The sequence below is a fragment of the Larsenimonas salina genome (genome assembly GCF_023736155.1).
Taxonomy (GTDB): domain Bacteria; phylum Pseudomonadota; class Gammaproteobacteria; order Pseudomonadales; family Halomonadaceae; genus Larsenimonas; species Larsenimonas salina.
On record NZ_JAMLJJ010000008.1, the window covers coordinates 1 to 25,916 of the forward strand.

Annotated in this window: 26 protein-coding genes, 1 tRNA gene and 1 rRNA gene; 14 read left to right on the forward strand and 14 right to left on the reverse strand. The window is 59.1% G+C overall.

Annotated elements, in window-relative coordinates; all coding sequences use genetic code 11:
- Nucleotides 1-112 (forward strand): 5S ribosomal RNA (gene rrf / locus NAT23_RS13095); the annotation flags it as partial.
- A gap of 339 nt (nucleotides 113-451) precedes the next feature.
- Nucleotides 452-727, forward strand: coding sequence for a hypothetical protein (locus tag NAT23_RS13100; RefSeq protein ID WP_251929007.1), 276 nt, complete (start codon nucleotides 452-454; stop codon nucleotides 725-727).
- A 67-nt stretch (nucleotides 728-794) separates the two neighbouring features.
- Here the strand turns inward: NAT23_RS13100 and NAT23_RS13105 are convergent, their stop codons facing one another.
- The 3 genes from NAT23_RS13105 to NAT23_RS13115 all read right to left on the reverse strand — a co-directional run bounded on the left by NAT23_RS13105 (nucleotide 795) and on the right by NAT23_RS13115 (nucleotide 3,619).
- Entirely contained in the window at nucleotides 795-1,625 is an 831-nt protein-coding gene (locus NAT23_RS13105; protein ID WP_251929008.1) for a Tim44 domain-containing protein, read from the reverse strand.
- 40 nt (nucleotides 1,626-1,665) lie between these two features.
- Nucleotides 1,666-2,445 carry a peroxide stress protein YaaA gene (yaaA, locus tag NAT23_RS13110; RefSeq protein ID WP_251929010.1) on the reverse strand — a complete coding sequence of 260 codons (780 nt, stop codon included), beginning with the start codon at nucleotides 2,443-2,445 and terminating at the stop codon, nucleotides 1,666-1,668.
- 136 nt (nucleotides 2,446-2,581) lie between these two features.
- Complete coding sequence (locus tag NAT23_RS13115; RefSeq protein ID WP_251929020.1) at nucleotides 2,582-3,619, reverse strand: NADP(H)-dependent aldo-keto reductase; 1,038 nt, start codon at nucleotides 3,617-3,619, stop codon at nucleotides 2,582-2,584.
- Nucleotides 3,620-3,992: 373 nt separating this feature from the next.
- Between NAT23_RS13115 and NAT23_RS13120 the strand changes: the two genes are divergently transcribed.
- Together NAT23_RS13120 and NAT23_RS13125 are read left to right on the forward strand one after the other, a co-directional pair.
- Nucleotides 3,993-4,403: a tetratricopeptide repeat protein gene (locus tag NAT23_RS13120; RefSeq protein WP_350028339.1), complete on the forward strand. Its 411-nt coding sequence runs from the start codon at nucleotides 3,993-3,995 to the stop codon at nucleotides 4,401-4,403.
- Nucleotides 4,404-4,491: 88 nt separating this feature from the next.
- Nucleotides 4,492-4,986: a 3'-5' exonuclease gene (locus NAT23_RS13125; RefSeq protein ID WP_251929023.1), complete on the forward strand. Its 495-nt coding sequence runs from the start codon at nucleotides 4,492-4,494 to the stop codon at nucleotides 4,984-4,986.
- A 10-nt stretch (nucleotides 4,987-4,996) separates the two neighbouring features.
- On the opposite strand, the gene NAT23_RS13130 is transcribed toward NAT23_RS13125, so the two are convergent.
- From NAT23_RS13130 to ybaK, 5 genes are all read right to left on the reverse strand, one after another.
- A complete protein-coding gene (locus tag NAT23_RS13130) occupies nucleotides 4,997-5,962 on the reverse strand; it encodes an NAD(P)H-quinone oxidoreductase (protein WP_251929025.1) in 966 nt (321 codons plus the stop codon).
- Between the two features lie 50 nt (nucleotides 5,963-6,012).
- Nucleotides 6,013-6,555, reverse strand: coding sequence for an LOG family protein (locus tag NAT23_RS13135; RefSeq protein WP_251929027.1), 543 nt, complete (start codon nucleotides 6,553-6,555; stop codon nucleotides 6,013-6,015).
- 67 nt (nucleotides 6,556-6,622) lie between these two features.
- Entirely contained in the window at nucleotides 6,623-7,156 is a 534-nt protein-coding gene (locus tag NAT23_RS13140; protein WP_251594364.1) for a DUF501 domain-containing protein, read from the reverse strand.
- A complete protein-coding gene (locus tag NAT23_RS13145) occupies nucleotides 7,153-7,464 on the reverse strand; it encodes a hypothetical protein (protein ID WP_251929029.1) in 312 nt (103 codons plus the stop codon). Before NAT23_RS13145 ends, NAT23_RS13140 begins: the two co-directional genes overlap by 4 nt.
- A 70-nt stretch (nucleotides 7,465-7,534) precedes the next feature.
- The gene (gene ybaK, locus NAT23_RS13150) at nucleotides 7,535-8,008 is read right to left on the reverse strand and encodes a Cys-tRNA(Pro) deacylase (RefSeq protein WP_251929030.1); all 474 of its coding nucleotides are present in this window, start codon (nucleotides 8,006-8,008) and stop codon (nucleotides 7,535-7,537) included.
- Nucleotides 8,009-8,085: 77 nt separating this feature from the next.
- On the opposite strand from ybaK, the gene NAT23_RS13155 reads away from it, so the two are divergent.
- Nucleotides 8,086-8,433 (forward strand): hypothetical protein, encoded by a 348-nt coding sequence (locus tag NAT23_RS13155; RefSeq protein ID WP_251929032.1) that lies wholly within the window; start codon nucleotides 8,086-8,088, stop codon nucleotides 8,431-8,433.
- On the opposite strand, the gene NAT23_RS13160 is transcribed toward NAT23_RS13155, so the two are convergent.
- Nucleotides 8,430-8,864: a hypothetical protein gene (locus NAT23_RS13160; RefSeq protein ID WP_251929034.1), complete on the reverse strand. Its 435-nt coding sequence runs from the start codon at nucleotides 8,862-8,864 to the stop codon at nucleotides 8,430-8,432. The two genes, NAT23_RS13155 and NAT23_RS13160, sit on opposite strands and share 4 nt — an antisense overlap.
- A 39-nt stretch (nucleotides 8,865-8,903) precedes the next feature.
- On the opposite strand from NAT23_RS13160, the gene NAT23_RS13165 reads away from it, so the two are divergent.
- Nucleotides 8,904-10,067 carry a MalY/PatB family protein gene (locus NAT23_RS13165; RefSeq protein WP_286010042.1) on the forward strand — a complete coding sequence of 388 codons (1,164 nt, stop codon included), beginning with the start codon at nucleotides 8,904-8,906 and terminating at the stop codon, nucleotides 10,065-10,067.
- Between the two features lie 50 nt (nucleotides 10,068-10,117).
- Here NAT23_RS13165 and NAT23_RS13170 read toward each other — a convergent pair whose 3' ends face one another.
- Nucleotides 10,118-11,056: a tetratricopeptide repeat protein gene (locus NAT23_RS13170; protein WP_251929038.1), complete on the reverse strand. Its 939-nt coding sequence runs from the start codon at nucleotides 11,054-11,056 to the stop codon at nucleotides 10,118-10,120.
- Between the two features lie 127 nt (nucleotides 11,057-11,183).
- On the opposite strand from NAT23_RS13170, the gene NAT23_RS13175 reads away from it, so the two are divergent.
- Nucleotides 11,184-12,242, forward strand: coding sequence for an oxidoreductase (locus NAT23_RS13175; RefSeq protein ID WP_251929040.1), 1,059 nt, complete (start codon nucleotides 11,184-11,186; stop codon nucleotides 12,240-12,242).
- A gap of 86 nt (nucleotides 12,243-12,328) precedes the next feature.
- Entirely contained in the window at nucleotides 12,329-12,979 is a 651-nt protein-coding gene (locus tag NAT23_RS13180; protein ID WP_251929042.1) for a pesticin C-terminus-like muramidase, read from the forward strand.
- A gap of 98 nt (nucleotides 12,980-13,077) precedes the next feature.
- Here NAT23_RS13180 and NAT23_RS13185 read toward each other — a convergent pair.
- Nucleotides 13,078-13,154 (reverse strand) — tRNA-Met (locus tag NAT23_RS13185).
- Between the two features lie 62 nt (nucleotides 13,155-13,216).
- Entirely contained in the window at nucleotides 13,217-15,997 is a 2,781-nt protein-coding gene (locus tag NAT23_RS13190) for a DUF349 domain-containing protein (RefSeq protein ID WP_251929044.1), read from the reverse strand.
- Nucleotides 15,998-16,289: 292 nt separating this feature from the next.
- Here NAT23_RS13190 and minC point away from each other — a divergent pair, with 292 nt between their 5' ends.
- From minC to sbcB, 4 genes are read left to right on the forward strand one after another with little or no spacing between them, the layout of a single operon-like run.
- Nucleotides 16,290-17,021, forward strand: coding sequence for a septum site-determining protein MinC (minC, locus tag NAT23_RS13195; protein ID WP_251929046.1), 732 nt, complete (start codon nucleotides 16,290-16,292; stop codon nucleotides 17,019-17,021).
- Between the two features lie 60 nt (nucleotides 17,022-17,081).
- Entirely contained in the window at nucleotides 17,082-17,897 is an 816-nt protein-coding gene (gene minD, locus NAT23_RS13200) for a septum site-determining protein MinD (RefSeq protein WP_251929048.1), read from the forward strand.
- A complete protein-coding gene (gene minE, locus NAT23_RS13205) occupies nucleotides 17,894-18,157 on the forward strand; it encodes a cell division topological specificity factor MinE (RefSeq protein WP_251594343.1) in 264 nt (87 codons plus the stop codon). Before minD ends, minE begins: the two co-directional genes overlap by 4 nt.
- A 27-nt stretch (nucleotides 18,158-18,184) precedes the next feature.
- Complete coding sequence (gene sbcB, locus NAT23_RS13210; protein WP_251929050.1) at nucleotides 18,185-19,627, forward strand: exodeoxyribonuclease I; 1,443 nt, start codon at nucleotides 18,185-18,187, stop codon at nucleotides 19,625-19,627.
- A 73-nt stretch (nucleotides 19,628-19,700) separates the two neighbouring features.
- Here sbcB and NAT23_RS13215 read toward each other — a convergent pair whose 3' ends face one another.
- Both NAT23_RS13215 and NAT23_RS13220 read right to left on the reverse strand, forming a co-directional pair.
- On the reverse strand, nucleotides 19,701-22,568 hold the full coding sequence (locus tag NAT23_RS13215; protein WP_251929052.1) for an insulinase family protein: 2,868 nt from the start codon (nucleotides 22,566-22,568) through the stop codon (nucleotides 19,701-19,703).
- Between the two features lie 8 nt (nucleotides 22,569-22,576).
- Nucleotides 22,577-23,251 carry an SOS response-associated peptidase gene (locus tag NAT23_RS13220; RefSeq protein WP_251929054.1) on the reverse strand — a complete coding sequence of 225 codons (675 nt, stop codon included), beginning with the start codon at nucleotides 23,249-23,251 and terminating at the stop codon, nucleotides 22,577-22,579.
- Between the two features lie 122 nt (nucleotides 23,252-23,373).
- Between NAT23_RS13220 and NAT23_RS13225 the strand changes: the two genes are divergently transcribed.
- A complete protein-coding gene (locus NAT23_RS13225) occupies nucleotides 23,374-23,985 on the forward strand; it encodes a TetR/AcrR family transcriptional regulator (protein ID WP_251929056.1) in 612 nt (203 codons plus the stop codon).
- A gap of 2 nt (nucleotides 23,986-23,987) precedes the next feature.
- Entirely contained in the window at nucleotides 23,988-25,883 is a 1,896-nt protein-coding gene (locus tag NAT23_RS13230) for an MFS transporter (RefSeq protein ID WP_251929058.1), read from the forward strand.
- The last annotated feature ends 33 nt before the right edge of the window (nucleotides 25,884-25,916 follow it).

The window sequence follows — 25,916 nt, forward strand, 5'->3', positions numbered from 1 at the left end:
ACGACCATAGCAGGTGGGAACCACCCGATCCCATGCCGAACTCGGAAGTGAAACCACCCCGCGCCGATGGTAGTGTGGAGCTTCTCCATGCGAGAGTAGGTCATCGTCAGGCATCTATACCAAGGCCCCGATCAATCGATCGGGGCCTTTTTTTATGCCTGAAATATACCCCGTGCGTACAGCCCTTTCAGGTCCTTTCAGGTGGCTGATACCGGAAGAGCCTTTAAGTTTCTGCTTCAGTAAACTTTGGTCGTGCGGCTAAAGCTTAATAGTTGATTCTAATCAAAAATGGTCCAATAAAGGGGTGCAGTAGCTGACGCTGCAGGCACGACATTGATGGGAGCCTCGGTACTTTTCGTGCTGAGGTTTTTTTTTGTATAGAATAAAGGTTACAGTACGGCTCGTGCATGCCATGCACGGATGCTTTCTGTACAACACAAGGACGAGATCAATGAAAAAACTGACTGGAATCTTTTTTGCGCTTGTAATGGCAACTGCAGTAGCCGCCTGCGACAGCGACGACGGCCCGGCAGAGGAAGCAGGGCAGAACATCGATAACGCTGCTGAGCAAACTCAGGAGTCTGCAGAGAACGCAGGCGATGCGATCGAAGAGCATGCTGATAACGCAGGTGATGCGATCGAAGAGCATACCGACAATGCAGCAGAAGCAACTCAGGACAAGGTTGAAGAAATGGGTGATGAAGTCGAAAAGTCTACTGACCACTGATCCCGTTTTTTAGCTATAAAAAAAGGCCAGCGTATGCTGGCCTTTTTTGTGTCACTTCGAACAGGAATTACCGGTTCTGTTCGATACCCTGGATGTACCACGGTGCGCCATCCTTGAGCTTGCGAGTAAGGTGCCAGGTTTCATTGAACTCGCTGACTTCCCCTTCCTCCTTGATCAAGCCGTGGAAAAGAACCGTTGCTTCCGCGTCCTGGCCAAACTCCTGAATGCTGCCCAGTTCAACGAACAGTTTCTCGATTTGAGTTTCATTGTTGACCGGTTGCTCTGCGCGCTCCTTACGGAGCAGGTTATAAAGCTCGGGAGTGACGTACTCCTGAATCTTTTGCAGGTCGTTAGTGTCCCAGGCGCGCTGCAAGGCCGTGAAATGCTCCTTGGCACCCTGGAGAAACTGCTCTTTGTTGAACCAGTCCGGTGTTGCGTTTTGAGTGCCCGGTACGGCGCCGCCCGCATTGGAACCACCTGAGGACATGGGCTGTTCCGCGCTGCGGGTCTGGCGCCAGTCCTGAGTGTTGTCTTGCTGGCCGGCCATGGCGTGACGCCGGCGGCGCAGGAACTTGAAGGCGATAAAGGCAACAAGCGCGATCAGCAGCATATCCATCATGCGGATGCCATCGAATGCGCCGCCGAAGAACAGCGATGCAAGAAGGCCGCCTGCGAGAATGCCTGCAAAGGGCCCTGCAAAGCGCGACAGGCGGCTATTGGGTGCGGTGGCCTGTCTGGGCGGGGTGGTGGCTCTTGAGCTCGCTGTGCTGCTTGATTGAGCCGAGCGTGAATATGAGCCGAAGCTCTTGCCGCCGCCAAGTCGTTTGGCGTCAGCGTGGTCGACGGCGACCCCGAAGGTCATGAACGCGACCATGAACGTAATGAGCAGGTGTTTCATCGCTACTCCTGAGGTGGTGGTAAGGGCAAAATGCCCGGCGTTAACGTGAAGCTTCTTCTCGAATGAATACCCATTCATCGCCTTGACTCATTGAGGCGCTGAATTGATACCCATCCACGTCGAATGCCTTGAGCGCTTCTGGATCGTCAAGGCGATGACGGATCATCCAGTCGCCCATCAATCCACGTGCTTTCTTGGCATAGAAGCTGATGATCTTGAACGATCCATTCTTTTCGTCCTTGAACACCGGCGTGATGATGCGGGCCGACAGTCGCGTCTTGTCAACGGCCTTGAAATACTCGTTGGAGGCCAGGTTGATCAAGACGTTCGAACCGCTTTCGAGCAAGGCGGCCTCGAGATGATCACTCAGAACGCGGGTCCAGAACGCGTAGAGGTCCTTTCCTCGTTCATTGGCAAGCTTGGTGCCCATCTCGAGCCGATAAGGCTGTATCAGATCGAGTGGTCGCAGCAGTCCATACAGGCCTGACAAAATTCGAAGGTGTGATTGTGCCCAATCGAAATCATCCTGCGACCAGGACGGTGCGTCGAGCCCTTGATAGACATCGCCCTGAAAGGCCAATACCGCCTGCTTGGCATTGTCCTTAGTAAACGGGCGCTGCCACTCGGCGTAGCGAGCCACATTTAGCCCGGCCAGTTTGTCGCTGAGCCCCATCAACGTTGCAAGCTGTTCGGGAGTGTACTCTTTAAGACGGTCGATCAACCGAGCGCTGTCATCGAGGTGGTCAGGGTGCGTGCACGTAGCTGTGGCAGGGGGCGTCTCGAAATCGAGGGTTTTCGCCGGCGAAATGACGCTCAGCATGAGGCTCACCTTTCTCCGATTCGTAAAAGCTATAGTATACCACCCGCCCATGCCGGCGAGTGGTCGTACAGATTGCTTTAAGCTATTTGCGTCATACCCGTCGCACTAGGCACACGAGTTAATAAACCAAGCGCAATCATGGGCTTGGGTTGGGTAGACGTTGATGAACACCCTCGATTGCCTCGATGACCTCATCGCTCAGCTCAAGCTCTGCACTTTGCAGGTTGCTTTCAAGCTGCGCCATCGTAGTGGCGCCGATGATGTTGCTGGTCACAAAGGGCCTTGAGGTTACATACGCCAGCGCCATCTGCGCCGGGTCGAGCCCGAATCGGCGCGCGATGTCGACGTAGGCCCATGTGGCCTCGTCAGCAAGCGTTGATGTGTAGCGCTGGAAACGCTCGAACAGGGTCAGTCGCGCATTTTCAGGTTTCATGCCCCCGAGGTATTTGCCGGAGAGAACACCAAACGCCAGGGGCGAATAGGCGAGAAGGCCCACACGCTCTCGGTGGCTGATCTCGGCGAGACCAACTTCATAGCTGCGGTTGAGCAGGTTATACGGGTTTTGCACGCTGACGACCCGAGGTAGGCCAAGTTTGTCCGCCAGGTGTAAAAAGGTCATTACGCCCCAGGGCGTTTCATTGGAAAGCCCGATGGTCCGTACCTTGCCGGCATTCACCAGTTCTTTCAGCGCCTCCAGAGTGTCCTCGATAGGCGTAGCCTCGGTGTCGTCCTGCGGCGTATAGCCAAGCTTTCCGAAATAATTGGCTTGTCGATCCGGCCAGTGGAGCTGATAAAGGTCGAGATAGTCGGTGTTGAGTCGAGCCAGGCTGTCATCGATGGCCTGATGAATATTGTTGCGGTCAAGTTTCGGGCCGCCCCGCAGGTGCGTCATATGGCGTCCGGCGCCTGCGGCCTTGCTGGCCAGTACAATGTCATCGCGCCGCCCACGCTTTTTAAGCCAGCTTCCGATATAGGTTTCCGTTCGACCCTGGGTTTCCCCCTTGGGAGGTACCGGATACATTTCGGCGGTATCGATGAAATTGATCCCGGCGTCGAGCGCGCGATCAAGCTGCTGATGTGCCTCTGCCTCGGTGTTTTGCTCACCAAACGTCATGGTGCCCAGGCACAGTGGCGTAACGTCGATGCCACTGTCACCTAACGGTCTCTTTTTCATGGAACGCTCTTATGCAATGAGTGATGGGATCCCCATGGTAGCGGCGGCGTCAAAAACCGGCAATTTTGGGGGTTGAGAATACGTCATCTCAGGCGTATATTGCGCGGCCTGCCCGCCCTAACGGCGGCCAGCATGCGTTGCAGGCTCAGGGATCGCTCGCCGGGGCATCGAGCGAAAGAGCCTGCTGATTCGGTTCGAACACCAAGGCCGTCACGGATACGATGGCGCGTGTCGAACAGCTTTGTTCACGGTTTCAAGGTGAGTCGCCATGTTGCAGGCTGCTACCCTCTTTGCGCGAATGGAATATCGAATAGCCGAGCGGTTGCTCCATGCCAACCGGGGTCGCCCATCACCCCGTTGTCATCGATTGAGCATGCGGTTATTCAAGCGGTGTGCCAACGCAGGACTTGTCGATGCACAGTCCTTGTACGGTCTGATGCTGTTTCGATGCGGTGTCACCGCGCAGGAAAAGGCCAAGGGCGCCCATATGGTGCTTCAGGCCGCTGAAGCCGGCGACGTTCAGGCGCAGTTTCAGGCCGGGCGAATCTTCGAGTTCGGGTGCAATCAGTATGTGGCGCGGGAATCCCGAGCCGTGACCTGGTATGCGCGTGCGGCAGAAGCAGGCTACGCGCCGGCGGCAGATCGTCTTGCTCGTGCCTATCGCAACGGTCAACTGGGGCTTCAGGTGAACGATGTCCGCGCCGATTATTGGGATGACCTGGGGCAGCCATCGTCCGAGGCCAGCCACGTCGAAAGCTTAAGCGGCGTGGAGCATGTGCATTAGGTCACTCGCCTGAAAGGAACCCAGCCGCTAGGCTAGGGAAAGGGGCATGATCGATGCCTCTTGATGTTTCTAGCAAAGGTGGGCGTGTGTGAAGCTTCCAATCATTCTTGATGTTGAAGCCTCGGGTTTCGGTCGGGGCAGCTATCCGATCGAAATCGGCATTGCACGTGCCGATGCCAGTACCTGTGCCTTTCTTATTCAGCCCTGCGAGGAGTGGACCCACTGGGATCCTAAAGCAGAGCTTCTTCATGGTATTTCCCGCGAGCGCTTGATGCGTGAAGGCTACCCGGTGCGAGACGTCGCGCAGTGGCTCAATGACGAGCTCGGTGATTGCCGGCTTGCCTACAGCGACAGCTGGGGATTTGATAACACGTGGGTGTCGCTGCTGTTTGATTGCGCTAGCCTGCTGCCCCGGTTCCGGCTCGAAAGCCTTCGGCGGTTATTGAACGAGCAGCAGCTCGAACGCTGGATGTCGACCAAGGAGGCGATGATCGACAGTGCCTCGATTCGGCGACACCGGGCCGGAGAGGACGCCCGTCTTCTGCAGTTAACGTACGAACGAACGCTCTCCGGCACTGACTGAGCGGCAGGGCTCAGCGCTCGGCGACCTTGAGCAGAATCTTGCCCATCCCCCCATTGCTTTCCATGTACGTCATCGCCTCCTGCGCCTGCTCGATTGGCCACTCACGGTCGATGACCGGGGTGATCTCTCCGTTTTCCAGACGCGGCCAGACGTAGCTCTGCATCTCTTTCAAGATGGCGCCTTTTTGATCTTCGGGGCGCGAGCGCAGGGTCGAGCCGATCACACGCTGACGCTTGAACAGGAGCGTGGCAAGATCAAGCGTTTCCTTGGTGCCACCCATGACGCCGATCATTACCAGTCGGCCGTCCTGGTTCAGGATCTGCTGGTTTTTTGTCAGGTAGTCACCGCCAACCGGGTCCAGCACGACATCCGCACCGCCCCACTGGGTAATCCGCTCGACCAGATTCTCGCTGTGACGGTTCGCACCGTCTTCCGCGCCAAGCTCGATGCACGCCTTGATTTTCTCGTCACTGCCGGCGGTCACGAAGCACGGGTTACCCAGGCTCTTGCACAGTTGAATGGCGGCGGTACCGACGCTACTGGCGCCTGCGTGAAGCACGATGCGCTCGCCCGGCGTGGCCTTTGCTTCCATGAAAAGGTTAAGCCATGCGGTCGCGAACACTTCAGGTACGGCGGCTGCGTCACGAAGAGACAGTGAGTCCGGCACCGGCAGCACCTGTTGCTGGGAGACTATGACGTGTTCTGCGTAGCCACCCCCGGCCAGCAGGGCGCAGACCCGGTCACCCGGCTTGAACCGAGTTACGTGCTGCCCGACCTCACCGATCACGCCACTCACCTCAAGTCCGGGGATCTCGGAGGCGCCGGGCGGGGGTGGGTAGTTGCCCTGGCGCTGCAAGCTGTCGGCGCGGTTCATACCTGCCCAGGCAACCTCAATTCGAACCTCGGTATCACCCAGTTCGGGTGTCTTGTGTTCAACCCAGTCGAGTTGCCCCTGGTTTATCGCAATCGCGTACATGGTGGCTCCTTATGAAGCGGTGGAGTAGATGTGGCAAGAGCCTGTGGTCATCATGGCGTATCAAACAGGTTATCCAAAAGAGCCTCGGGCGTTTCGGCCGCAACCAATGCCCGACGTGTGCTTGCGTCCAGAAATCCGGCCGTTACGGCGTTATCCAGAAAGGATAACAGGGGCGTAAAGAAGGCGTTCTGATCGACCAGCCCCAACGGCTTGTTGTGCAATTGAAGGTAGCGCCAGGTCCAGGTCTCGAACAGCTCCTCGAGCGTGCCGATGCCGCCGGGCAGGGTGACGAACCCATCGGCCAGGTCAGCCATCATGGCCTTGCGTTCATGCATGTTCGAGACTCGATGCAGCTCGGTCAGTCCGAAATGCGCCATTTCGCGGGCGACGAGCTGTTCGGGAATGACGCCCACTACCTCGCCGCCCGCGGCGAGTGCGCCATCGGCGCAGCGCCCCATGAGCCCTGCACGCCCACCGCCATAGACCAGGCGCCAACCGCGTTTGGCGATGGCGCGCCCGGTTGCTTCGGCAAGCGCGCCCCACTGCTCATCATTGCCGTTGCGCGAGCCGAGATAAACACAGATGCTCGTCATGAAAGCTCCTAAAAGGTACAGATGAAGTATCGGTGTGGATCACTATTGAAGGAATAACGGCTGATCGTTAGCGCTCATCAAGTGCACAGGCGGCAATGTCTGGATAGTGCTGATCAATCCACTGACCGATCGCGTTGTCGCCACAGAGATGATGGGCGTATTGCGTGTGCAGACAGCGGACCTGTGACCAGTTGGTGATGCCTCCCACGCCGCGCTCACGCATCAGGGGTTCGAATCCGCCGTCAACGATGGCCTGGCGCACGTCGTCAGTCATGTAGTGCCAGCGCTTTTGAACGTAGTCCTCGTGACTCGCGCGGTAACGGGCCATGAATTCGGTGTCCTCAGCGAGCGCGTCTTCAAGTGCCTTGATGACACCCTGCGCTTCAAGCCGAGACAGCTCGACCTTGAGGGTCTGACTGCTCAGCCAGTAAAGCGTTGGGAAGGGCTTGCCATCGACCAGCGAATGCATGCGCAGTACCAGCGGTGTGCCATGATCGTTTTCGGCACTGACGGCTTGAATGCCGTTGGGCGCTCTACCGAGCTGACGTTCGATACAGGTCAGTTGTGCCTCGGTCGGGCGGTTGTCGGTGTGATGAATCATCGGGGATGGGTTTCGTCTTCGATTATGAACTTGGGTGAGCGGGACACTGCTCGAAAAAAGGCCTGATTGAGCTGGATCGGGCTGGGTGAATACTGCCATTTCCGCAGGCAATACGCGCGGGCGCGCTCGATCAGGGCGCTATAGAGCCGGTTGAAGGGCGCATCATAGTCGTGGGTTTGCGACACCGGCAAGCGGATGTGCGGGTAATCGGCAAAGCGCTCAAGGAAGTAGTGTTCGAGTTCACGCTCGATACGCCGGTGCAGCGGGGTGTCGTCAGGGTCGAGCCAAAGATCGAACGAAATGGGCATGTTGGCGTCCTCGCGCAGGGTGCGGTGATCGGTGCGCGGCTGTCACGTTTACCGTCAGGCCGCGGCCGATTCAGCGACGAGCCAGCGGCGCACAGAGTGCGTTCAGGCATTGGATCAAATCGTTCGGGCCGAGTTCGATATCAAGCCCGCGTTGCCCGCCGCTTACGAAAATGGTGTCAAAGGTCTGTGCGCTGTGGTCGATGAAGGCCGCGTGGCGCTGCTTCTGGCCCAGCGGACTGATGCCGCCGACCACATAGCCTGTAGCCTTTTCAGCGCGCTCGGTCGGGGCCATAACGGCTTTTTTCACCTTGGCCGCTTTCGCCGGCGCTTTCAAGTCAAGCGTATGCGATACCGGTACCAGGGCCATGGCAAGCGTTTTGCCGCCTAGATCGGTCATTAGAGTCTTGAATACGCGCTCAGATGGTACGCCGAGCGCCTCGGCGGCGGCGGCCCCATAATTGCCGCCATGTGCGCTGTCTGTCGTGAAACGGTGCATCTGATGTGCGATGCGCACATGTTCAAGATAGCGAATGGCAGGTGTCATGAGGTCCTGGCCCTTGAGAAGATGTAAACCGGTGGCCCGCCAGCTACAGTGGGGCTAGACCATTTAGTGGAGCTGTCATGAATGAGGTGACATCCTCGTATGCGGTGCCGCCACGGCCGGAGTGCTGTGAATTGTGCGGTCGAGCCGTTGAGGCGTTGACCAAGCATCATCTGATTCCCCGAACCGTACACCGCAAGAAACGCTTTCGAAAGCGCTACAGCAAGGAGCAGATGCATACGGCCATCCTGTGGCTGTGTCGGCCCTGTCATCGTCATATCCATGTGGTGCTTAGCGAGCAGGCGATGGCTGAGCAGTATGCCTCGCGCGCGGCGCTAATGACGCACCCAGACATTGCCGAATTCGTCACCTGGCTCAGCGCGAAGCCTCCCGGCTTTCAGCCGAGCTCGCGCCGCCCCAGGCGCTAGATCAGCCGCTGGGAGTGAAGATCGCCCCAGGCGGTTTCAAGCGCTGCTTCAAGCAGGGGGTGGAGATGAGTGGGCAAGGCGTCCATGGCGGCTGCAACGCTTTGGTAGCTACGGATTCGAAGCCAGGTGTAGGCCCACGCAGCGCACTCGACGTCGGTGGTTGGCACGGGGCGCTGAGGCATCTGAGTAATAAGAAAGAGCGCGGCCTTGGCCGCCCAAAGCGGCGGTGTCTCACCCTGGCCCCAGCCCTTGAGTTGTTCGCCGGTGGGGTTGTCCTCCGGTTGTCCGAGCTTGGTCAGGCGCGCGGTATCGGCAAGGATAATCGCGAGGCGGTCGGCGCTTGCGTCGCCGATGTGCAGCCAATGGCCGACCAGGTGTGAAAGCCCCTGCATGGCGCTGTGATAGAACTGAGGCGTTTGAGCATCGGTCATGGCAGTATCCGAGAAAAGAAACATTAAGGGCGTAACTGTATGGCAAGCGAGCGTACGGACTTTGATTTTACGACGGTGACGACGCGTCGTCACATGGGCTCGACCAAGTGGAGCCGCTTTGATGAGGATGTGCTGCCGCTGTGGGTGGCCGATATGGATTTTCGCTCGCCAGAGCCTGTTATCGAGGCGCTAGAGGCACGGGTCAAGCACGGTGTGTTCGGATACACCTTCGCCTCCGATGCATTGAAGCGCACGCTGTGTGACTGGAGCGCGCGCCATTACGGACTGACGCTCGAGCCTTCCTGGCAGCACTGGCTGCCGGGCGTGGTGCCGGCGCTTCATATCGCGGCGCAGGCGCTGACCGAACTCGGCGATGACATTCTGACACTGACGCCGATCTACCCGCCGTTTCTTCACGTCGCGGAAAATGTCGGACGTCATACCCAGACGGCTGCACTGCGTGCGCCAACGGCGCAGAACCCGCAGTGGTGGCTGGATATCACGGCGCTAGAGCGCGCCATTACGCCACGCACGCGAATGCTGCTGCTTTGTCATCCACACAATCCAACCGGGCATGTGTTCGACAGCCAGGAACTTGCCGAGCTGGCGGCGCTGGTCGAGAAGTACGATCTATGGGTGTGCTCTGATGAGCTTCACTGTGACCTGATCCATGACGCGAATCGTGCTCACGTACCTTTGATCAAGGCAGAACCTCGACTTGCCGAGCGTACGATCACGCTCTGGGCACCCTCGAAGACCTTCAATGTGGCGGGGCTGACCAGTGCCTGCGCGGTCATCGCCGACGACGGGCTCAGAAAACGATTCAAGCGGGCTTGCCTTGGATTGATGCCCTCCGACAATGCAATGGGGCTGGTCGCTGCTCAAGCCGCGTTTGAGTATGGTGAGCCGTGGCGTCAGGCACTGCTCGACGTGCTTTCAAGCAACGCCGAGTTAATCGACCGCTATGTCACTGCCTGGCCGGGTGTCAGTTGGGTCAAGCCTGAATCAACCTATCTTGGTTGGCTCGATCTTCGACAGGCTGGGCTTGGCAATGCCCCGCAAAAGACGCTTTTGGATAAGGCCCGTGTTGGGCTGTCGGATGGCGCCGATTTTGGCTGGCCGGGCTTCGTACGTATCAACTTCGGTACCTCGCTTGAAACCCTTCAGATCGCGCTCGAGCGGATGGACACGGTGCTGCGCTAACCCAGTTCCCCGTGTTGCATTGAAACGGGCCCGATTGGGCCCGTTTGTGCTCAATAAAGCAGCGTAAACATGCGGCGGCGGTAGGTTGTGGTCAGGGTGTGTTCCTTGCCGAGGGCATCGAACACGCGCAGAAGCGTCTTGCGTGCGATGTCGTCGCCGTAGCTTCGGTCTTTCTGCATCAGCGTGAGCAGAGCCTCGAGCGCCGGTTCGTACTGTCCCTGACCGAGCGCGAACTGCGCCTGCAAAAACTGCGCTTCGCTGTCGTCCCGTGCGCCGAGCGCGTCCACGTCCTCACGCGAGGGCGCTTCCTTGGCGAACTCGATGCGGGCGCGTACACCGCGGCCTTTTGAGCTGTCACGGTCTTCGGGGGGGAGCGCATCGAGAATCTCGAGCGCCTGCGCGAAGTCGCCCTCGGCGGTTAGAACGCCTGCGTAATCAATCTTGTACTCATGATGATTCGGCGATTCATTGATCAGTTGCTGATAGAGCGTCTTGGCTGTTGCCGTATCGCCTTGCTCAACGGCTTGTTCGGCCTGAGCCTGGGTGCTTAAGCCCGTATCCTGCGGTGCTTCAAGATACTGACCGAGCCACTCGCGGATCTTCTGTTCGGGCAGAGCACCCTGGAACTGATCATAAAGCTGACCCTGAGCGATGAGCTTAACGTCCGGCGCGGCGCGCACGCCCAGTTGCGCGGCAATCTGAGGCTCCGAGTCGATATCAAGCTTGGCCAGAATGAACGCCCCCTTGTATTCGCGGGCCAGTTTTTCAAGTACGGGGGTCAGGCGTTGGCACTCGTCGTTGCCGCTTGAAAGGCACTCGAGCAGGACCGGCGTATTCATCGAGCCTTCCAGAACGACCTGCTGGAAGTTGCTCATGTCCACGGTCACGATGATGCTGGCGTCATCGACATCCTGGGCGCCGGCGCGGTGGCCGGAGGTTTCTGCGGGGTTCTCCATCGGAGCCCCGGTGCGGGGGTCGACTATTTGCATGGCACCTTCCTAACTGGGTATGTTCGTGATCACTTTAATGCTGTCAGACAGCGCTGAATTCAACCGTAGTTTAGTGAATGCACAGGGTAGGAATACAGCGCAATGACAAAAGACCAGGGAAGAACGCATGACTAAAGCGATTAACGTTGGGTTGATTGGTTTCGGATTGGCTGGCACGGCGTTTCACGCGCCGCTGATTACGACCACTGAAGGCCTTTCATTGCATACGGTGGCAACACGTCAGAACGATAAGGTCAAAAAGGCCTATCCGAACGCTTCGGTGGGCAGCGTTGATGAGGTACTTGAGCATCCCGAGATCGAGCTGGTGGTGGTGGCAAGTCCCAACGATACCCACGCCGATCTGGCCATCCGTGCGATGCAGGCGGGCAAGCACGTGGTAATCGATAAGCCGTTCGCGCTGAACTACTCCGAGGCACTCAAGGTAAAAGAGATCAGCGAGGCAATCGGTAAGCAGGCCATCGTTTTTCACAATCGGCGCTGGGATGGCGATTTTTTGACGGTCCGGCAGCTCATTGAGCAGGGCACGCTTGGCGCGCTCACCCAGTTCGAGTCGCATTTCGACCGCTTTCGGCCTGATGTAGACGCGTCAAAATGGCGTGAGCAACCGGGCGAGGGCAGTGGTATCTGGATGGATTTGGGTGCTCATCTGGGCGATCAGGCGCTTGCGTTGTTTGGGCCGCCGCGCTCGGTATTCGCTGATCTGGGTACATTGCGCGATCAGGCGCAGGCAACGGACTATTTCCATGTAATGCTTCGCTACGATGGCTTTCGAGTCATTTTGCACAGCACTACGGTGGCCTGTGCGCCGACACCACGATTTTCACTTCATGGTACCGAGGGCAGCTTCACTATCTACGGGCTTGATCCTCAAGAGGACATGCTGCGTCGTGGAGCTCGGCCGACGTTTGACGGCTGGGGGCGTGACGCCACTCCAGGTGAGATTGCGCGCCTTCAAAACGGAGCATTTGTACGAGAGACCGTGCCCACTCAACCGGGCAATTATCCGGCCTTCTATCAGGGCGTGCGCGATGCGCTCAGAGGTGGTGAGTCGCCGGTCAGCCTGGACAGCGCACTTCAAGTCATGCGACTTCTTGCGCTTGCCAAGCAAAGCGATGCAAGCAGTCAGGCGCTCTCGTTCGATGCGCCGATCGGCCAGGATGTGTAAGGGAACTTAGGACACGCAAGATTGGCTGAATTGTGCCGATTCGCTCATTACGTTGGTAGTGAATCTACCGACTCAGGAGTACACGCATGACTCAGGCATCTTCCCCTACAGAAACCCTCGTATATACCGCCGCCATCGATTTCGAGTTCATCCATGCACTCGAGCAGGCCGGTGACCCGACCACGGCCTGTGTGCCCATGCTTGGGCAAAGCAACAGTGGCGTGACGGTGGCGCATGGTGTTGATATCGGTCAAATGTCGATGGAGCGTCTGGCCGGGCTGGCACTTTCGCGAGGATTGATCGAAAAGCTTGCGCCCTATGTCGGGCTCAAGCAGCACAAGGCCGCCGAGGCGCTGGAGAATGCGCCGCTTACGTTGACCGAAAAGGAGGTGACTCAGCTGGACCGAGCCGTTTACGGCGCGATCATCAAAGACGTTGCTGACCGCTTCGACGCGCAGCAGAATGCGTCGCCTGAAAAAGGATGGACTGCCTTGCCGTCAGCCGCGGCCACGGTGGTTGTCAGCCTCGCAGTTCAGTACGGCCCCAACTTGGCCCACCGTACTCCGCGATTCTGGACCTATGCACTGACCCATAACTGGATGGGCATGATTACCGAGCTGGTGGACTTTGGGGATGCGTACAGTGTGCGCAGGCACCGCGAGGCGGCGTATCTTAAACATCATATGTTCGGAAAAAGCGACTGCAAGCTTCAGGAGGCGGCCAACGACCCGGACTAGCTCGCGACAGGCATTGATTCGTGTACGCGTAATGACTTTGTCCAGACTGTCCAGACGTAAAAAAGCCGACTCAAAAAATGAGTCGGCTTTTTCATGTTTGGTAGCGGGGGCCGGATTTGAACCGACGACCTTCGGGTTATGAGCCCGACGAGCTACCAGGCTGCTCCACCCCGCATCGACGTGGCTGTATAATACGGATTTTCAGGCCAGCGTCAACCATTTGTTGGCAAAAAGAGTTCATTGATGGAAATCAAGCTGGGTGACCAGCTGATCCAGCTCGGATTTGAGACGTGCCCACTGGGTACGCGTCACTGGCCCGGTCGCAATCAACTGGCACAACCACTGTGAGAATTCGTCGCTCAGCTGGTATTCCTGGCCGACGTTATCGTTAAGACGTGCGACCTGGATGTCGAGTCGACGGTCATTGTCGTCGGCACTGATCGGTGCATTTGCCATGAGCGCCAGATGCACCTTGAGCCGCTGAAGCGTGTCGTCTTCGGTGGGGGTGCCATGACGTCGATTGAGATTGCGGGCCTGATGCGCGCGCTGAGCCTGTTTGGTCAGCGGCGGTTCAAGCGTCAATGAGGCAACGTCTTCGAACGTGTCGCCCTGCATTCGTGCTTCATCGGCCTCGACGTGGGCTTCAAGCAGAGGCTGCCAGGCATGCCAGCGTTGCTTGAGCTCGTCATTTGCCAGTGAGTCGAGTTCTTCACGCCGGCGCCGAACGATGCCGTTCCAGCGTTTCAGCATGCCCTCGCTGCGTCGGCCTCTGGGCAGTGGTTGATATTCTTCCAGTTCCTGCTCGACCTGATCCAGATAGGCGCTGTCCTCAAGCCGCGTCGGATGCCACTGATCCACACGGTCGATCAAGGCCTGCAGTGCGTCGAGCTGCTGGTCCTGTGCACCCTTGCGCGTCGTGCGCTCATTGTCCCGCCACTCGAACAGCCGATCACAGACGCTTCGAAACTGTTTCCAGAGCCGTTGTTCATCGCCTTTTGGCGCGCGTCCGAGGCTGCGCCACTGTTTCTGGAGGTCCTTGGCGATCCGGGTGCGCTGTTCGATGTCCCGCTCATCGGTCAAAAGTTGCTCTGCTTCCTCGACCAGCGCCTGTTTCTGCTCGGCAATGCCGCGAGCCTTTTGGTCAATGAGAGTCTGTACACCCTGAAGCGCAAGGCCAAAGCGATGGCGCAGGGTCGCCACGTGCTCTCGGGGCAGCGGCGAATACGTGCGCCACTCTTCTCGGGCCTTGTTTCGGATGGTGCGAAGCGCGTCCGGGTCGGCAAGCTGGTCGGCGTTGTCGATCAGTTGCTCGAGCTGGTTACACAGGGCCTCGCAGTACTGCTTGTTCAACGTGCGCTGCTGATCCAGATGCTGATAATAGCCTTCAAGATTTTTTCGCACCTGGTCTGAGGCGCTACGAAACCGCTGGGAAAGCTCGCGAGAGGCGGCGGCACTGCCGAGCTGTTTCCATTCACTGACGAGCTGGCGATGGCGTTGTTCTCGGTTGGTCTCGGCCTCATCGGAGTGAGCCAACTCCTCCATGGCCTGGCAGAGGTGCTCGCGTTTGGGCGCGGCTACGAAGCTTCGCCAGTCCCGAAGTTCGGCAATGCGCGCCTTGAGCCGCTTGATGTGGGCGGCGTGCTTTTTCTGGAATTGGGCGTCGAGTTTAGCGTGGCGCGCCTGCAAGGCATCGAAAAGGCGCGTGGCGCTTTGCAATTCGCCCGATTCGATCAGCTGTTCGAGCTGCTCGGCTTGTTTGGCGATGTGTTCGGATTCGGCCCGGGCCTCATCGTCGGAAGCCGTGTCGGTGTTCGGAGCGGCGTGCGTGGCCAGCGCCGTATCCACTTCCTGAAGCAGAAGCGGTAGCGGATACTCGCGGGGCCAATCGATCGCTTGGCGATGAGTCGCAAGCGCATCCATGTCGCTTTGATCAAGCGCCTGCTCGATTTGGGTGCGGTGCTCATCGAGGGTCTGCCAGGTGTTGACCAGGGAGTCGATGGTGGCCAGGCGCTCGAGATAGCGTGCCTGTACGCTTGGGGCGGGCGCGTTGTCCTCGCTTAGATTGATCCAGCGCTCAGCCTGAAGGCGTCTGAGCGCCAGCAGACTGTCGATGTCCTGACGTCGCGGGTGCGGCTCCCGTTTCAGATGATCCAGGGCATTATCGAGCGCCTCGATGGTGGCCGTTCTCGCCTCGCGCTCCTCGGTTTCGGCGCGGGATTTTTCCTCGGCCGCCAATTGCGCGTTGTAATGCGCCCGAATGGTTTCTTCGCACTGATGATGCGCGGCCTTGAAGCGCGCACTTTGGTCGGCATCTGCCTCGCTTGCTAGTTGGTCCCATTCCCTTAGGACATGACGATGACGGGCTTCGTATTGAGGTTCCCAGCTGCCTCTGGCGAGCTTTTCGATCAGGCCGATGCAGTATTCGCGCTGTTCATGACGCGCCTTGAGTTCGCGTGCGTTCTGCTGACGCTCATTCAACCGGTTGCGTGCAAGACGTACGATGTTGCGGTCTCGGGTCGAGAGCTTGATCAACTGCTCAAGACCCTGATTGCTTTCCACGCGCTGCGCCGCGGCGTGACGGACGGCCGCCACCTTGTTGTGGCAGGCCTGCTCGATCAGGTCCGATTCGTCGCGCAGACGCTCAAGGGCCGTCAGGCGCAGCTGCTGATTGTCGGCGTTGAAGGCCACGGTTTTCAAAAGGGCCGGCTCGCTCAGCGTTTCAAGCAGCTTCTGACGGGTTTCCAGCGAAAGAGCCCCGGCGGCACTGCCGTTCAGGTGCTTGATCAGCCGTGCCTGAATGACGTCGTTCTGTTGGTGTTCCAGGCGTTCAATGAAGCGCTCGGGATCATCGAGCTTGAGCAGTGCGGCGTCTCGAACCTGGGTTGCACTATCGTCGAGTAGATGCTCGAGCGCGGCTCTGTTTTGTTCGGAGTCGAGATCGTCGATGGCCTTCCGGCGACGCTTGGGATCGGGATGTCGCCACGCAGGGGCGAAAAAACGGCTGAAAAATCCAAACATGAACTGTCCTGAGCGAGAGAGGCGCGTCTGAGAACCGCAATGGCTCGACACGACCGTAATATTTATTGATGCGACGAGTTTACATGGCAGCGCCATGCATTTTAAGCAAAAGGCCGTTGCTATATCGCGCAGGACGCCCCGATAAACTGTCGCATGCTGGCAACACCTGACATTGTTCTGCCGAGGCCGTATCATCGATTGCGTTTGCAGGGACTTGCCTATAGCGTTAGCCGCCAAAAGCACGCAGGGCAGGGCCTTGATATGAAAAACGTCAGCCAACGTGGAGCATGGCATGAGCCTTAACGTGGACAGAGAAAATACGGCCTTCACCTTTAAAGGCGGTATGTTGCCGATGACGGTCATGGAGTTGTCCAGTGCAAACCCCGAGGAGGTCGAGGCTCAGCTCAGTGGCAAGGTCAGTCAGTCTCCGGCGTTTTTCCAGCACACTCCGGTGGTGTTGAGCGTCGAGAAGGTCGATGGACCGAACCTGGCCCTTGAGCGGCTCTGCGCGATCTGTCGGTCGCATAAGCTGTTGCCGGTGGCCGTGCGCGGCGGCGGTGAAAGCGCCAAACAATCGGCGTGGGCGCTCGGGCTTGGCTGGTTTCCACCGGTTGAGGCGCGTACGCACACGCTCGCCCCGGTGCCAGATGCCGAGCCCGCTGTTGCCGAGCCTGTGGCGGCGGAAACCCTCGTGGCCCATGGGGGCCGAGTCTACCGCGGCACCGTGCGCTCCGGTCAGCAAATCAGTGCACCGGAAGGGGATCTTGTCGTGGTCGGTGCGGTTAATGCCGGTGCGGAAATCCTCGCCGCAGGCAGCATCCACGTTTATGGCCCATTGCGCGGTCGGGCGCTGGCAGGCATTCATGGAGACACCGACGTGGGCGTGTTCTGTCACGAGCTTCACGCCGAGCTTCTTTCCGTCAGCGGCAACTACAAGCGGCTTGAGGACATCGACCCGGTGCTGCTTGGCAAGGCCATTCAGGTCTATCTGGAAAAAGACCATTTACATATTGAGGCGCTGTGAGCCCGACGCTGGCGTTTGGCCAGCCGTCATCGCGTTTAACGTCAGCATAGGAATGTGATTTTGGCTAAGATTATCGTAGTGACCTCCGGCAAGGGCGGAGTGGGTAAAACAACCAGCGCGGCAGCCATCGCGACAGGTCTGGCGCTTCGTGGCAACAAGACAATCGTGATCGATTTCGACGTGGGCCTTCGTAACCTCGACTTGATCATGGGGTGCGAGCGTCGGGTCGTCTATGACCTGGTCAATGTCATCCAGGGCGAGGCCACGCTCAATCAGGCGATGATTCGCGACAAGCGCACCGAAAACCTGTTCATCCTTCCCGCCTCTCAGACGCGTGACAAGGATGCTCTGACACCGGAAGGCGTCGAGCAGGTCTTGAACAACCTGAAAGACGAATTCGATTACATCATCTGTGACTCGCCCGCCGGCATCGAGCGCGGCGCGCAGTTGGCCATGTATTACGCTGACGAAGCCATCGTCGTGACCAACCCCGAAGTCTCTTCGGTGCGCGACTCCGATCGCATCCTCGGGCTTTTGGGGTCCAAGACACGTCTGGCCGAGCAGGGCAAGGAGCAGGTCAAGGAGCATCTTCTGATCACGCGCTACAACCCGCACCGCGTCGATCATGGCGACATGCTCAACCTCAACGACATCACCGAAATTCTCTCCATCAAGCTGCTCGGCCTGATTCCTGAGTCCGAGGCGGTGCTTCGCGCCTCGAACCAGGGCGTGCCGGTCACCCATGACGATGACAGCGATGCAGGCCAGGCCTACGCTGACACGGTGTCTCGGCTTTTGGGCGAAGATGTACCGCTTAGATTCCACGAAGCGCAGAAGAAAAGCTTCCTGAGTCGAATGTTTGGAGGGCGCCGGTGAAACTTCTCGATTTTCTCAAGCGAGAGCGCAAGAAATCCGCATCGGTCGCCAAGGAGCGCCTTCAAATCATCGTGGCCCATCAACGGGGCCACCGTGGGCAGCCTGATTACATGCCGATGCTTGAGCAGGAGCTTTTGGAAGTCATTCGACGCTACGTGTCCGTGGATCAGGATGCGGTGAACATCACGCTCGACAGCGAAGATGACTGTTCCATTCTCGAACTCAACGTGACCTTGCCCAACAGCAAGGACGACACCTGACCCTTTGATGCATCGAAAGGAGGCCGGGTGACTTCGAGTTTCCTGTTCCACGACTATGAAACCTTCGGCGCCGACCCTCGCAGGGATCGGCCGTCGCAGTTTGCCGCGATTCGAACCGATGATGATTTCAACGTTATCGGAGAGCCTGTCATTTGGTACTGCCAGCCGGCGGACGACTACCTGCCGCATCCGGACGCCTGTCTGCTGACCGGTATCACGCCCCAGAAAGCGCGGCGTGAAGGCATGCCGGAGGCCGAGTTTGCTGGCCGCATCAATGAATTGATGCAGACGTCGAACACCTGCGCCCTGGGCTACAATACGCTGCGCTTCGACGATGAAATCAGCCGGCACCTGTTTTACCGTAATTTCATCGACCCCTATGCCCGCGAGTGGCAAAACGGCAATTCCCGCTGGGATCTGATCGATGCGGTCAGGGCCTTTTATGCGTTAAGGCCTGATGGAATTGAATGGCCTGAGCGTGAGCCGGGCGTGCCGAGCTTCAAGCTTGAGCACCTGAGCGCCGCCAACGGCATCGATCACGGCAATGCCCACGACGCGCTGGCGGATGTCTATGCAACCATCGAGCTTGCCAAGCTTTTGAAGGCAAAAAACGCCAAGCTTTTTGACTACCTTCTGTCGCTCAAGAGCAAGCATGTGGTGTCTGAGAAGCTCGATATCACGCGCCAGAAGCCGATGCTTCATATCTCGAGACGCTACCCGGCAGCACGAGGCTGCAGCGCCTTGATCGTGCCGCTGGCCAAGCACCCGACCAACCCCAACGGCGTGATCGTCTATGATCTTGCCGTCGATCCGGCACCCTTGTTCGAGCTTTCTGCCGATGACATCCGGGCGCGCGTGTTCGCAAGCGCCGAGGAGTTGAGTGAAGGCACCACCCGCATTCCACTCAAGGTGATTCACATCAACCGCTCGCCGGTGGTAATGCCGATCTCGGTGGTCGATGAACGCGCCGCCGAGCGTCTCTCGATCGATAAGGCTACGGCCGAGCAGCACTGGCAGGGGTTGGCTGGGCGAACCGATGTGGCCGAGAAGGCACGGGCGGTCTTCAGTGAGCCGCCGGGGGATTCGGTGCAGGATCCGGACCTGATGCTCTATGGGGGCGCATTCTTCGGCAGCACCGACAAGCGCGAGATGGCGAAAGTGCGTGAAGCAGAACCGGAGGCGTTGGCTCAGTGGTCGCCCTCGTTTCAGGACCCGCGCCTTGAAGAAATGCTCTTTCGTTACCGGGCGCGCAACTACCCCGAAACGCTTTCTGGCGAGGAAAAGGCCCAGTGGGATCGCTTTCGCTGGGAGCGCATGAATTCGCCGCAGCTCTCGTCGCTAACGCTCAGGGATTTCGCCCGGTTGATCGAGCGCTACAACCAGAGTGAACTCGAAGAGAGCAAGCGCCATATTCTCGAAGAGATCGTGCTTTACGTCGAGGCGATGATGCCGGAAGACGCGTTCGGCTAAGCCTTTGCGTTCGACGAAGCCTTACGGTGGTATCAAGCCGCATAGAGCGCGCCAATTGGCGCGCTCTATGCGGTTAGGGGCTCGTGATGTTCAAGGCGGCCTCATGGGCCGTTTCCGTGATCTCCCGTGTTTTCGAGGGTGCTTCAGGTATGACGTCGATGGCGGCCCAGGCCGGAGGCGGCGGGGTCTGCAGTTTTGTGTTTGAGCCGGCGGGGTCGGCGACCAGTTTGAACGCTGGTTCGCGCACCACCTGACTCCATTCGTGCTGGAGCGTGGCCGGTGTCAGCGCATTGACTGCGTCGATCAGGCGCGTTCGTGGGTCGTGACCGAGCTGACCAAACGCCTGCGCCTGCCAGTGCCGATTGGCCAGTTCCGACAGGGTAAGCGCAGGCTGCTTCAATGCGTGAATCACGCTTTGCTTGAAGGGCGCAAGCTCTGCGGGCGTGGCTGGCGGGGTTTGAGCGTCGATGAAACGGTCGATGCGATGTGATAGATCAATGCCCGAGGTCTCGGGGGATTGCACCACAAACGCCAGACGCGGGACGTCGATCAACGGCTGATACCCAGCCGACACCAGATACCCCAGTTGTTCCCTGGTTCTGAGCGTGCTGTAGAACGGGCTTTCAAGCCATGCCCCAAGGACCGCCGCCGCCGCACGACTGGTGTCATTGGCGTCAGGCCAGACCAGATACGTCAGTGCCGCATGATTGGGGTCCTTGACCGGTACCGACCAGGGAGGCTGGGCTTGGGTCGGGCGCATTGCGGCAAGTGAAGGGATGGCGTTAGAGCCAAGCGTTGGCCGGAGCCGTTTTTGAATCATCCCCAGTGTGTGCTCGGCCTGTGGCCGGGTCAGGTTTCCGACCGTCAGCGCATCCAGATGCAGGCGCTCAAGAAATTGAATTCTGAAGGCGCGAAGGTCCTCAGCCGTCAGTGCGCTCAGCGCGGCTTTCTGCTCGTCGGTCGAAAAGGCGGGCGAAAGGCCTGTCTGAGTCATGCGCTGCTGAAGCTGTTGATAGGCAGGTGCCTGCGCCTGACTCTCGAACCCGTCGAGCAGATTCTGCTTGAGACGTGCGATGTCGGTGTCAGTTAGTTCACCCTGTTTAAGTTGATGAATCAGAGTGCCCAGAATGACGTCCTGGCGGTCGCGCCAGCCCTCGACCTGAATCGTCAGGCCGCGCGCGTGCGCGTAAGCGCCGATCGATTGGCCGGCGAGCGAGGCCTGATAGAGGGTTCGGCCAAGGCTATCGATCAACCATTGGCTGAGCAGGGTTGTTGCCATTTGTCCGCGCGCGCTTTGGCTGGTCAGCGGGCTTTGAAGACTTAGATGCCAGCTGCTTTTGGGCGTACTGAATCGGGTTGTGCCGTGATACCAGGCCGTCATGCCCTCAGGTGTCGAAAGCTGTGTCGGTGGTGTCGTCTCGAGCGCCTGCTGGGTCAGGTCGGTCGCGATGTAGGGGTTCGGCATCGGAAGCGAAAGCCCTGACAGGGCGTCGGCCTTTTGCCAGTGGGCCGCCTGTACGACCTGATAGCGCGTGTCGAACCAGGGGCTCTGGCGGTCACCGTCGACCTCGGGTCCGCTGTAGATGCGAAGGAGACGGTCGGGCCGCAGCCTGGCAAGCACCGCTCGAAGGCGCGGGGCATTGAAGTCACCGGTGATGTAGGGGCCGCGGCGAAGGTTTTTGTCGGTATAGGTGCCTGCCGCGCTCGATAGGTAGCCCACCAGTGCGCTTGGGCTTGGCAGTGATTCGAACGTGAACTGCTGATCCGTCAGGCGGCGCTGTTCGTTCAGGCGCCAGCGGTCAAGCCCTGAATGCTCGATGCGCTGGATAACCTCGAACATGCTGGCCTGAATGTGGGCAATATGCCGGGCGCCCTCGGCGGTCAGGGCGACGCGCACGGAGAAAAACGCATTGGTGCCGTCACTTGACACGGTGCCGGCCGACAGTGCATTGGCCCAGCCGCGCGCTTTCAGGGCGGCCAGCAGGCTCCCGGGGCCTTCGTCGCCGATCAGACTGGCGATGTAGGAGACCGCGTTGTCGGTCGGCGATTGCGTTGGATCCTGAATCGGAAATAGAAAGCGCACCTGCCGCTGCTGCTCCAGTGTCTTCACACGAAGTGCCTGAGGCAGGGCGTTTTCAGCCATCAGCGATGGCAGCGGCGTGCGCGTATCGTCCAGGTGCTGCGGAGATGCCTTCCTGATGGCGCTGAAATAGTGCCGTGCCCATTGTTCGAGGCGGTGGGAAGGCTGCGGGCCACTGATCGCGAGCGTCATGTTTTTACCCCGGTAGTAGCGCGTGAAAAAGCGCTCGACCGCGCCTCGGAGTTCACTTGGCGGGCCGCTGAGCGTGTCGAGCGAGCCAATGGTGAACCGACTGGCCGGATGCTCCGGGTTCATGCGCTGCGAGAGCACATCGCGCATCCGAGCGTGGTCGTCGTGGCGGCGCATCTGGTATTCGGCGTTGACGGCGTGGCGTTCTCGGTCGACGTGGTCGGCGTCGAGTCGAGGCGCTGCGAAGAATTCACCGAATCGGGCCAGCAGCGGCTCCAGCGCATCGGGCTCGATGGTTGCGTGGTAATTGGTGTCGGTCAGCGAGGTGTAGGCGTTGTTGTCGCCCCCATGCTGGCTGATGAACGCGTCGAACCCGTCCGGGGTCGGGTGCGCGTCGGTGCCTAAAAACAGCATATGCTCGGTGAAGTGCGCAAGACCTGGTCGCGCGTTTGGGTCTTCCTTGCTGCCGACATCGACGTTCATGGCGACCGCCGCGCGTTCGGCGTTCGGGTCGTGCACGGTAATGACGTGCACGCCGTTATCGAGTGTGAAGGCGCGATACTCCCTCGGGTCGTTCGGGCTTTTATGGATCGCGTCTGCGTGCGCAGCCGCGGTGCAGCCAAGCCAAAGGCTCAATAGCGCCGCGATACGTGTGGAGCGAAGTTGGGTCACTCTAGAGCTCATGAGGATGCATCGGTGATGAACGGGCCGGTCGGGTGTGTGCATTGTCGATCCTGATGGGCGGGATCATTGACCAGTGTTGAGACCGGGTAGGCGCCAATCGGTTCCGGATAAGGGCGGGCAAGCATCTGAGAGACGTGGGACAGCTCGAGCTCTGGGTCAAGCCATTTGCGGGCCGCGTGGGGCGCGATCATCGCCGGTAGACGGTCCGTTAACGCGTCAAGATGGTCGATTGCTGGCACGGTAATTAGAGCGCAGCTGTCCTGTTGTACGACCGATTGCTCGAACCGAGTCCAGAGCGCGGCCAAAAGGAGAGGACGACGCTTGGCGTGAACCACTAAAAAGGGCTGCTTGCGCTTGGGCTGCGGTTTCCACACATAAATGCCGGAGACCGGAATCAGGCAGCGGCGTGTGGCGATCGCTTCCTTGAACATCGCGCGCTCGAACAGGGATTCGGCCCGCGCGCAGTGCGGGGCGTGATCGAGTACCTTGAGCCAGGAGGGCGTCAGCCCCCAGAAGCATTCGTCCTGGACCAGGCCCTCATCGAGTCTGCGCACAACGGTGATTGGCTGACGCGGCGCCATATTGGGGCTTTCTCTTCGCGGGTGGCGCACATTAAGCGGCGAAAGGCTTGAGGGCAGTGCGAAATCGCCCACCCAAAGTCGGCCTGCCATAACACTTCCTTGCATGATAAGGGGGTTGCGTTACCCCAGCGCACAAAGCGCTTGCGTTTAGGTAACGGAGCGATATGCTGTATGAAAACGCTGTTCGATGATAATTATACTAGGGGAATGCAATGGCCCGTCCACGACAGCATGCGCCTGAGGAGCTGCATGCGCGAGTGATGGCGGCATGCGATGAATGGCTCAAGACACAACCGATTCACGCATTGTCACTTCGCTCGATCGCCCGAGAAGTCGGGTGTGCCCCCAGCACGCTTTTAAAGCTCTATGGCAGCTTCAGCAATCTGCTTCAATACGTCAATATCGACACGCTCAACGATCTGCGCGAGCGCATCGATGCCGATTATACCTGCGCTGATCCGGGGCAACGAATTCATCGTCTGGCCAAGTTCTACTGGCAGTTCGCGCATGAGCACCCCTATCGGTGGCAGCTTCTGTTCGAGCATCCGCTGGCCCAGGAGGGCGAGCTTGATCAGCGTCAGAATATGATGATCGAACAATTGTTCGTTCGCGTCGAGCAGACGCTTCGCGAGATACAGCCGGATCTGGCCGCTATTGAAGCCAACCGCATGGCTCGTTCGCTGTGGGGGAGCGTACACGGCCTGGTGCAGCTTGGGCTAGCGCGACGCCTTGGCTCGTGGGAGGGTGCGCCGCTTGAAGTCGATGAACTCCTGGATAAACTCCTGGGCACCATCATCAAGGGGTTGCGTTACCACAAGGAGTGAGCGTGAGCGCTGACATGATGATTCACCGGCGATTTGCGCCTTTTTTCTGGACGCAGGCGCTGGGTGCCTTCAACGACAATCTTTTCAAGAACGTGTTGCTTTTGCTGGTCACGTTCGTGGCCGTGCCCGAACGGGGCTGGGACGCCGGTACGGTCAACAATCTGGCCGCTGGCCTGTTCATTCTGCCGTTTTTGTTGTTCTCCGCTCTTGGCGGAACGCTTGCCGATGCTCTCGACAAGCGTCAATTGATCGTCGGGCTCAAGTGGCTGGAGCTTATGACCATGACCGGGGCGGCGTGGGCGCTGTTGACCGATTCGTACGCTGCGCTTCTCGGGCTTTTGTTCATGATGGGCGTACAGTCGGCGCTGTTCGGGCCGGTCAAGTACGCAATCCTGCCGCAGCATCTAGGCCGGCATGAGTTGGTAGGTGGCAACGCCTGGGTCGAGATGGGTACGTTTCTTGCCATTCTTTTTGGCACGCTGGCTTCGGCCTTTGTCATCAGCGGTGATGGGGGTGGCTGGCTGCCGGCGCTGTGTCTCTGGTCGGTCGCGCTGGTGGGCGTCATGATCAGCCACGCCATTCCCTCGGCGCCGCCGGCGCAAAAACAGTCCATCGTATGGCGCCCGATTCGCGAGTCGGTCTCGGTCATGCGCGATGCCTGGCATGCGCGTGGCATTTTCCAGGCGCTGGTGGGCATAAGCCTGTTCTGGTTTCTCGGTACCTGTTACCTCACCCAATTGCCGCAGTGGACCAAGGATGTGGTAATGGGTCCTGAAAAGGCCTTCAGCTTTCTACTGGGGGCGTTCGCTGTCGGAATCGGGCTCGGCTCGTTCGTCTGCGCGCGTCTGTCGGCTGGCCGGCTCGAAATCGGCCTGGTGCCACTCGGGGCGGGCATTATCGCGCTGGGTGGTGGATGGTTTGCACTGACCGAGCCGCTCGCCAGCGCCCCGTTGTCGCTCGAGGCGCTCCTGGGGATGGGGGCATTCTGGTTGATGCTGTTCAAGTTGATGATGATCGGGCTTGGCGGTGGGCTTTATATCGTGCCGCTGTATACCCTGATTCAGCTTCGAAGCCCGGACGATCAGCGTGCACGCATGATCGCGGCCAATAACCTTCTGAACGCGCTGTTCATGATCGCAGCGGCGGTCTTCGGGCTGGTGATGCTTGGCGTGTTTCAGGCGTCCTTGAATCTGCTGTTCGGCCTGCTGTCACTGTTGTCGCTGATGATCGCGGTCAGTGTGGCAACGCGTCATCCGCGTCCGTTGATGCGTATCGTGATCTTTTTAATGATCCATATCTGGTATCGCCTGCGATTGACCGGCCGACGCAACATTCCTGCTACCGGCCCTGCGCTGATTGTCTGCAATCACGTAAGTTTCATGGATGCACTGGTACTGGGCGGTGCAAGCTCCAGGCCGCTCCGGTTTCTGATGGATAAGCCGATTTATGAGTCGCCCTGGCTCAACTGGTTTTTCCGCATGGCAGGCGCCATTCCGGTCGAGTCCGAACGAAGCGACCCAAAGGGGATGCGTCGTGCGCTTGATCAGGTCAGTGAGGCGCTTGCCAATGGCGAGGTGGTGATGCTGTTTCCGGAAGGACGTCTGACTCGTGATGGTCAGGTGCATGAATTTCGTCGCGGTATTGACCTGATTCTACGGCGAGACCCGGTGCCGGTCGTGCCGGCGTCGCTGTCGGGGCTTTGGGGCTCCTGGACCTCACGTCAGGGCGGCGGCCCCTTCAAGGGCTTTCCTCGGCGCGTTCGCGCCAAGGTGTGTTTGCATTTTGGTGAGGCCATGGCGCCGGATGCCGGGCGTGAGGCGCTTAGAGATCGCGTCGTCGCGCTCAAGGAGGAGGGCGATCTTAATGCAAGTACGCCGCCCTTGCGCCCGCCGCACTAGGTTTCGGCAGGCGAGCCGCGCTAGGTTTTGGCA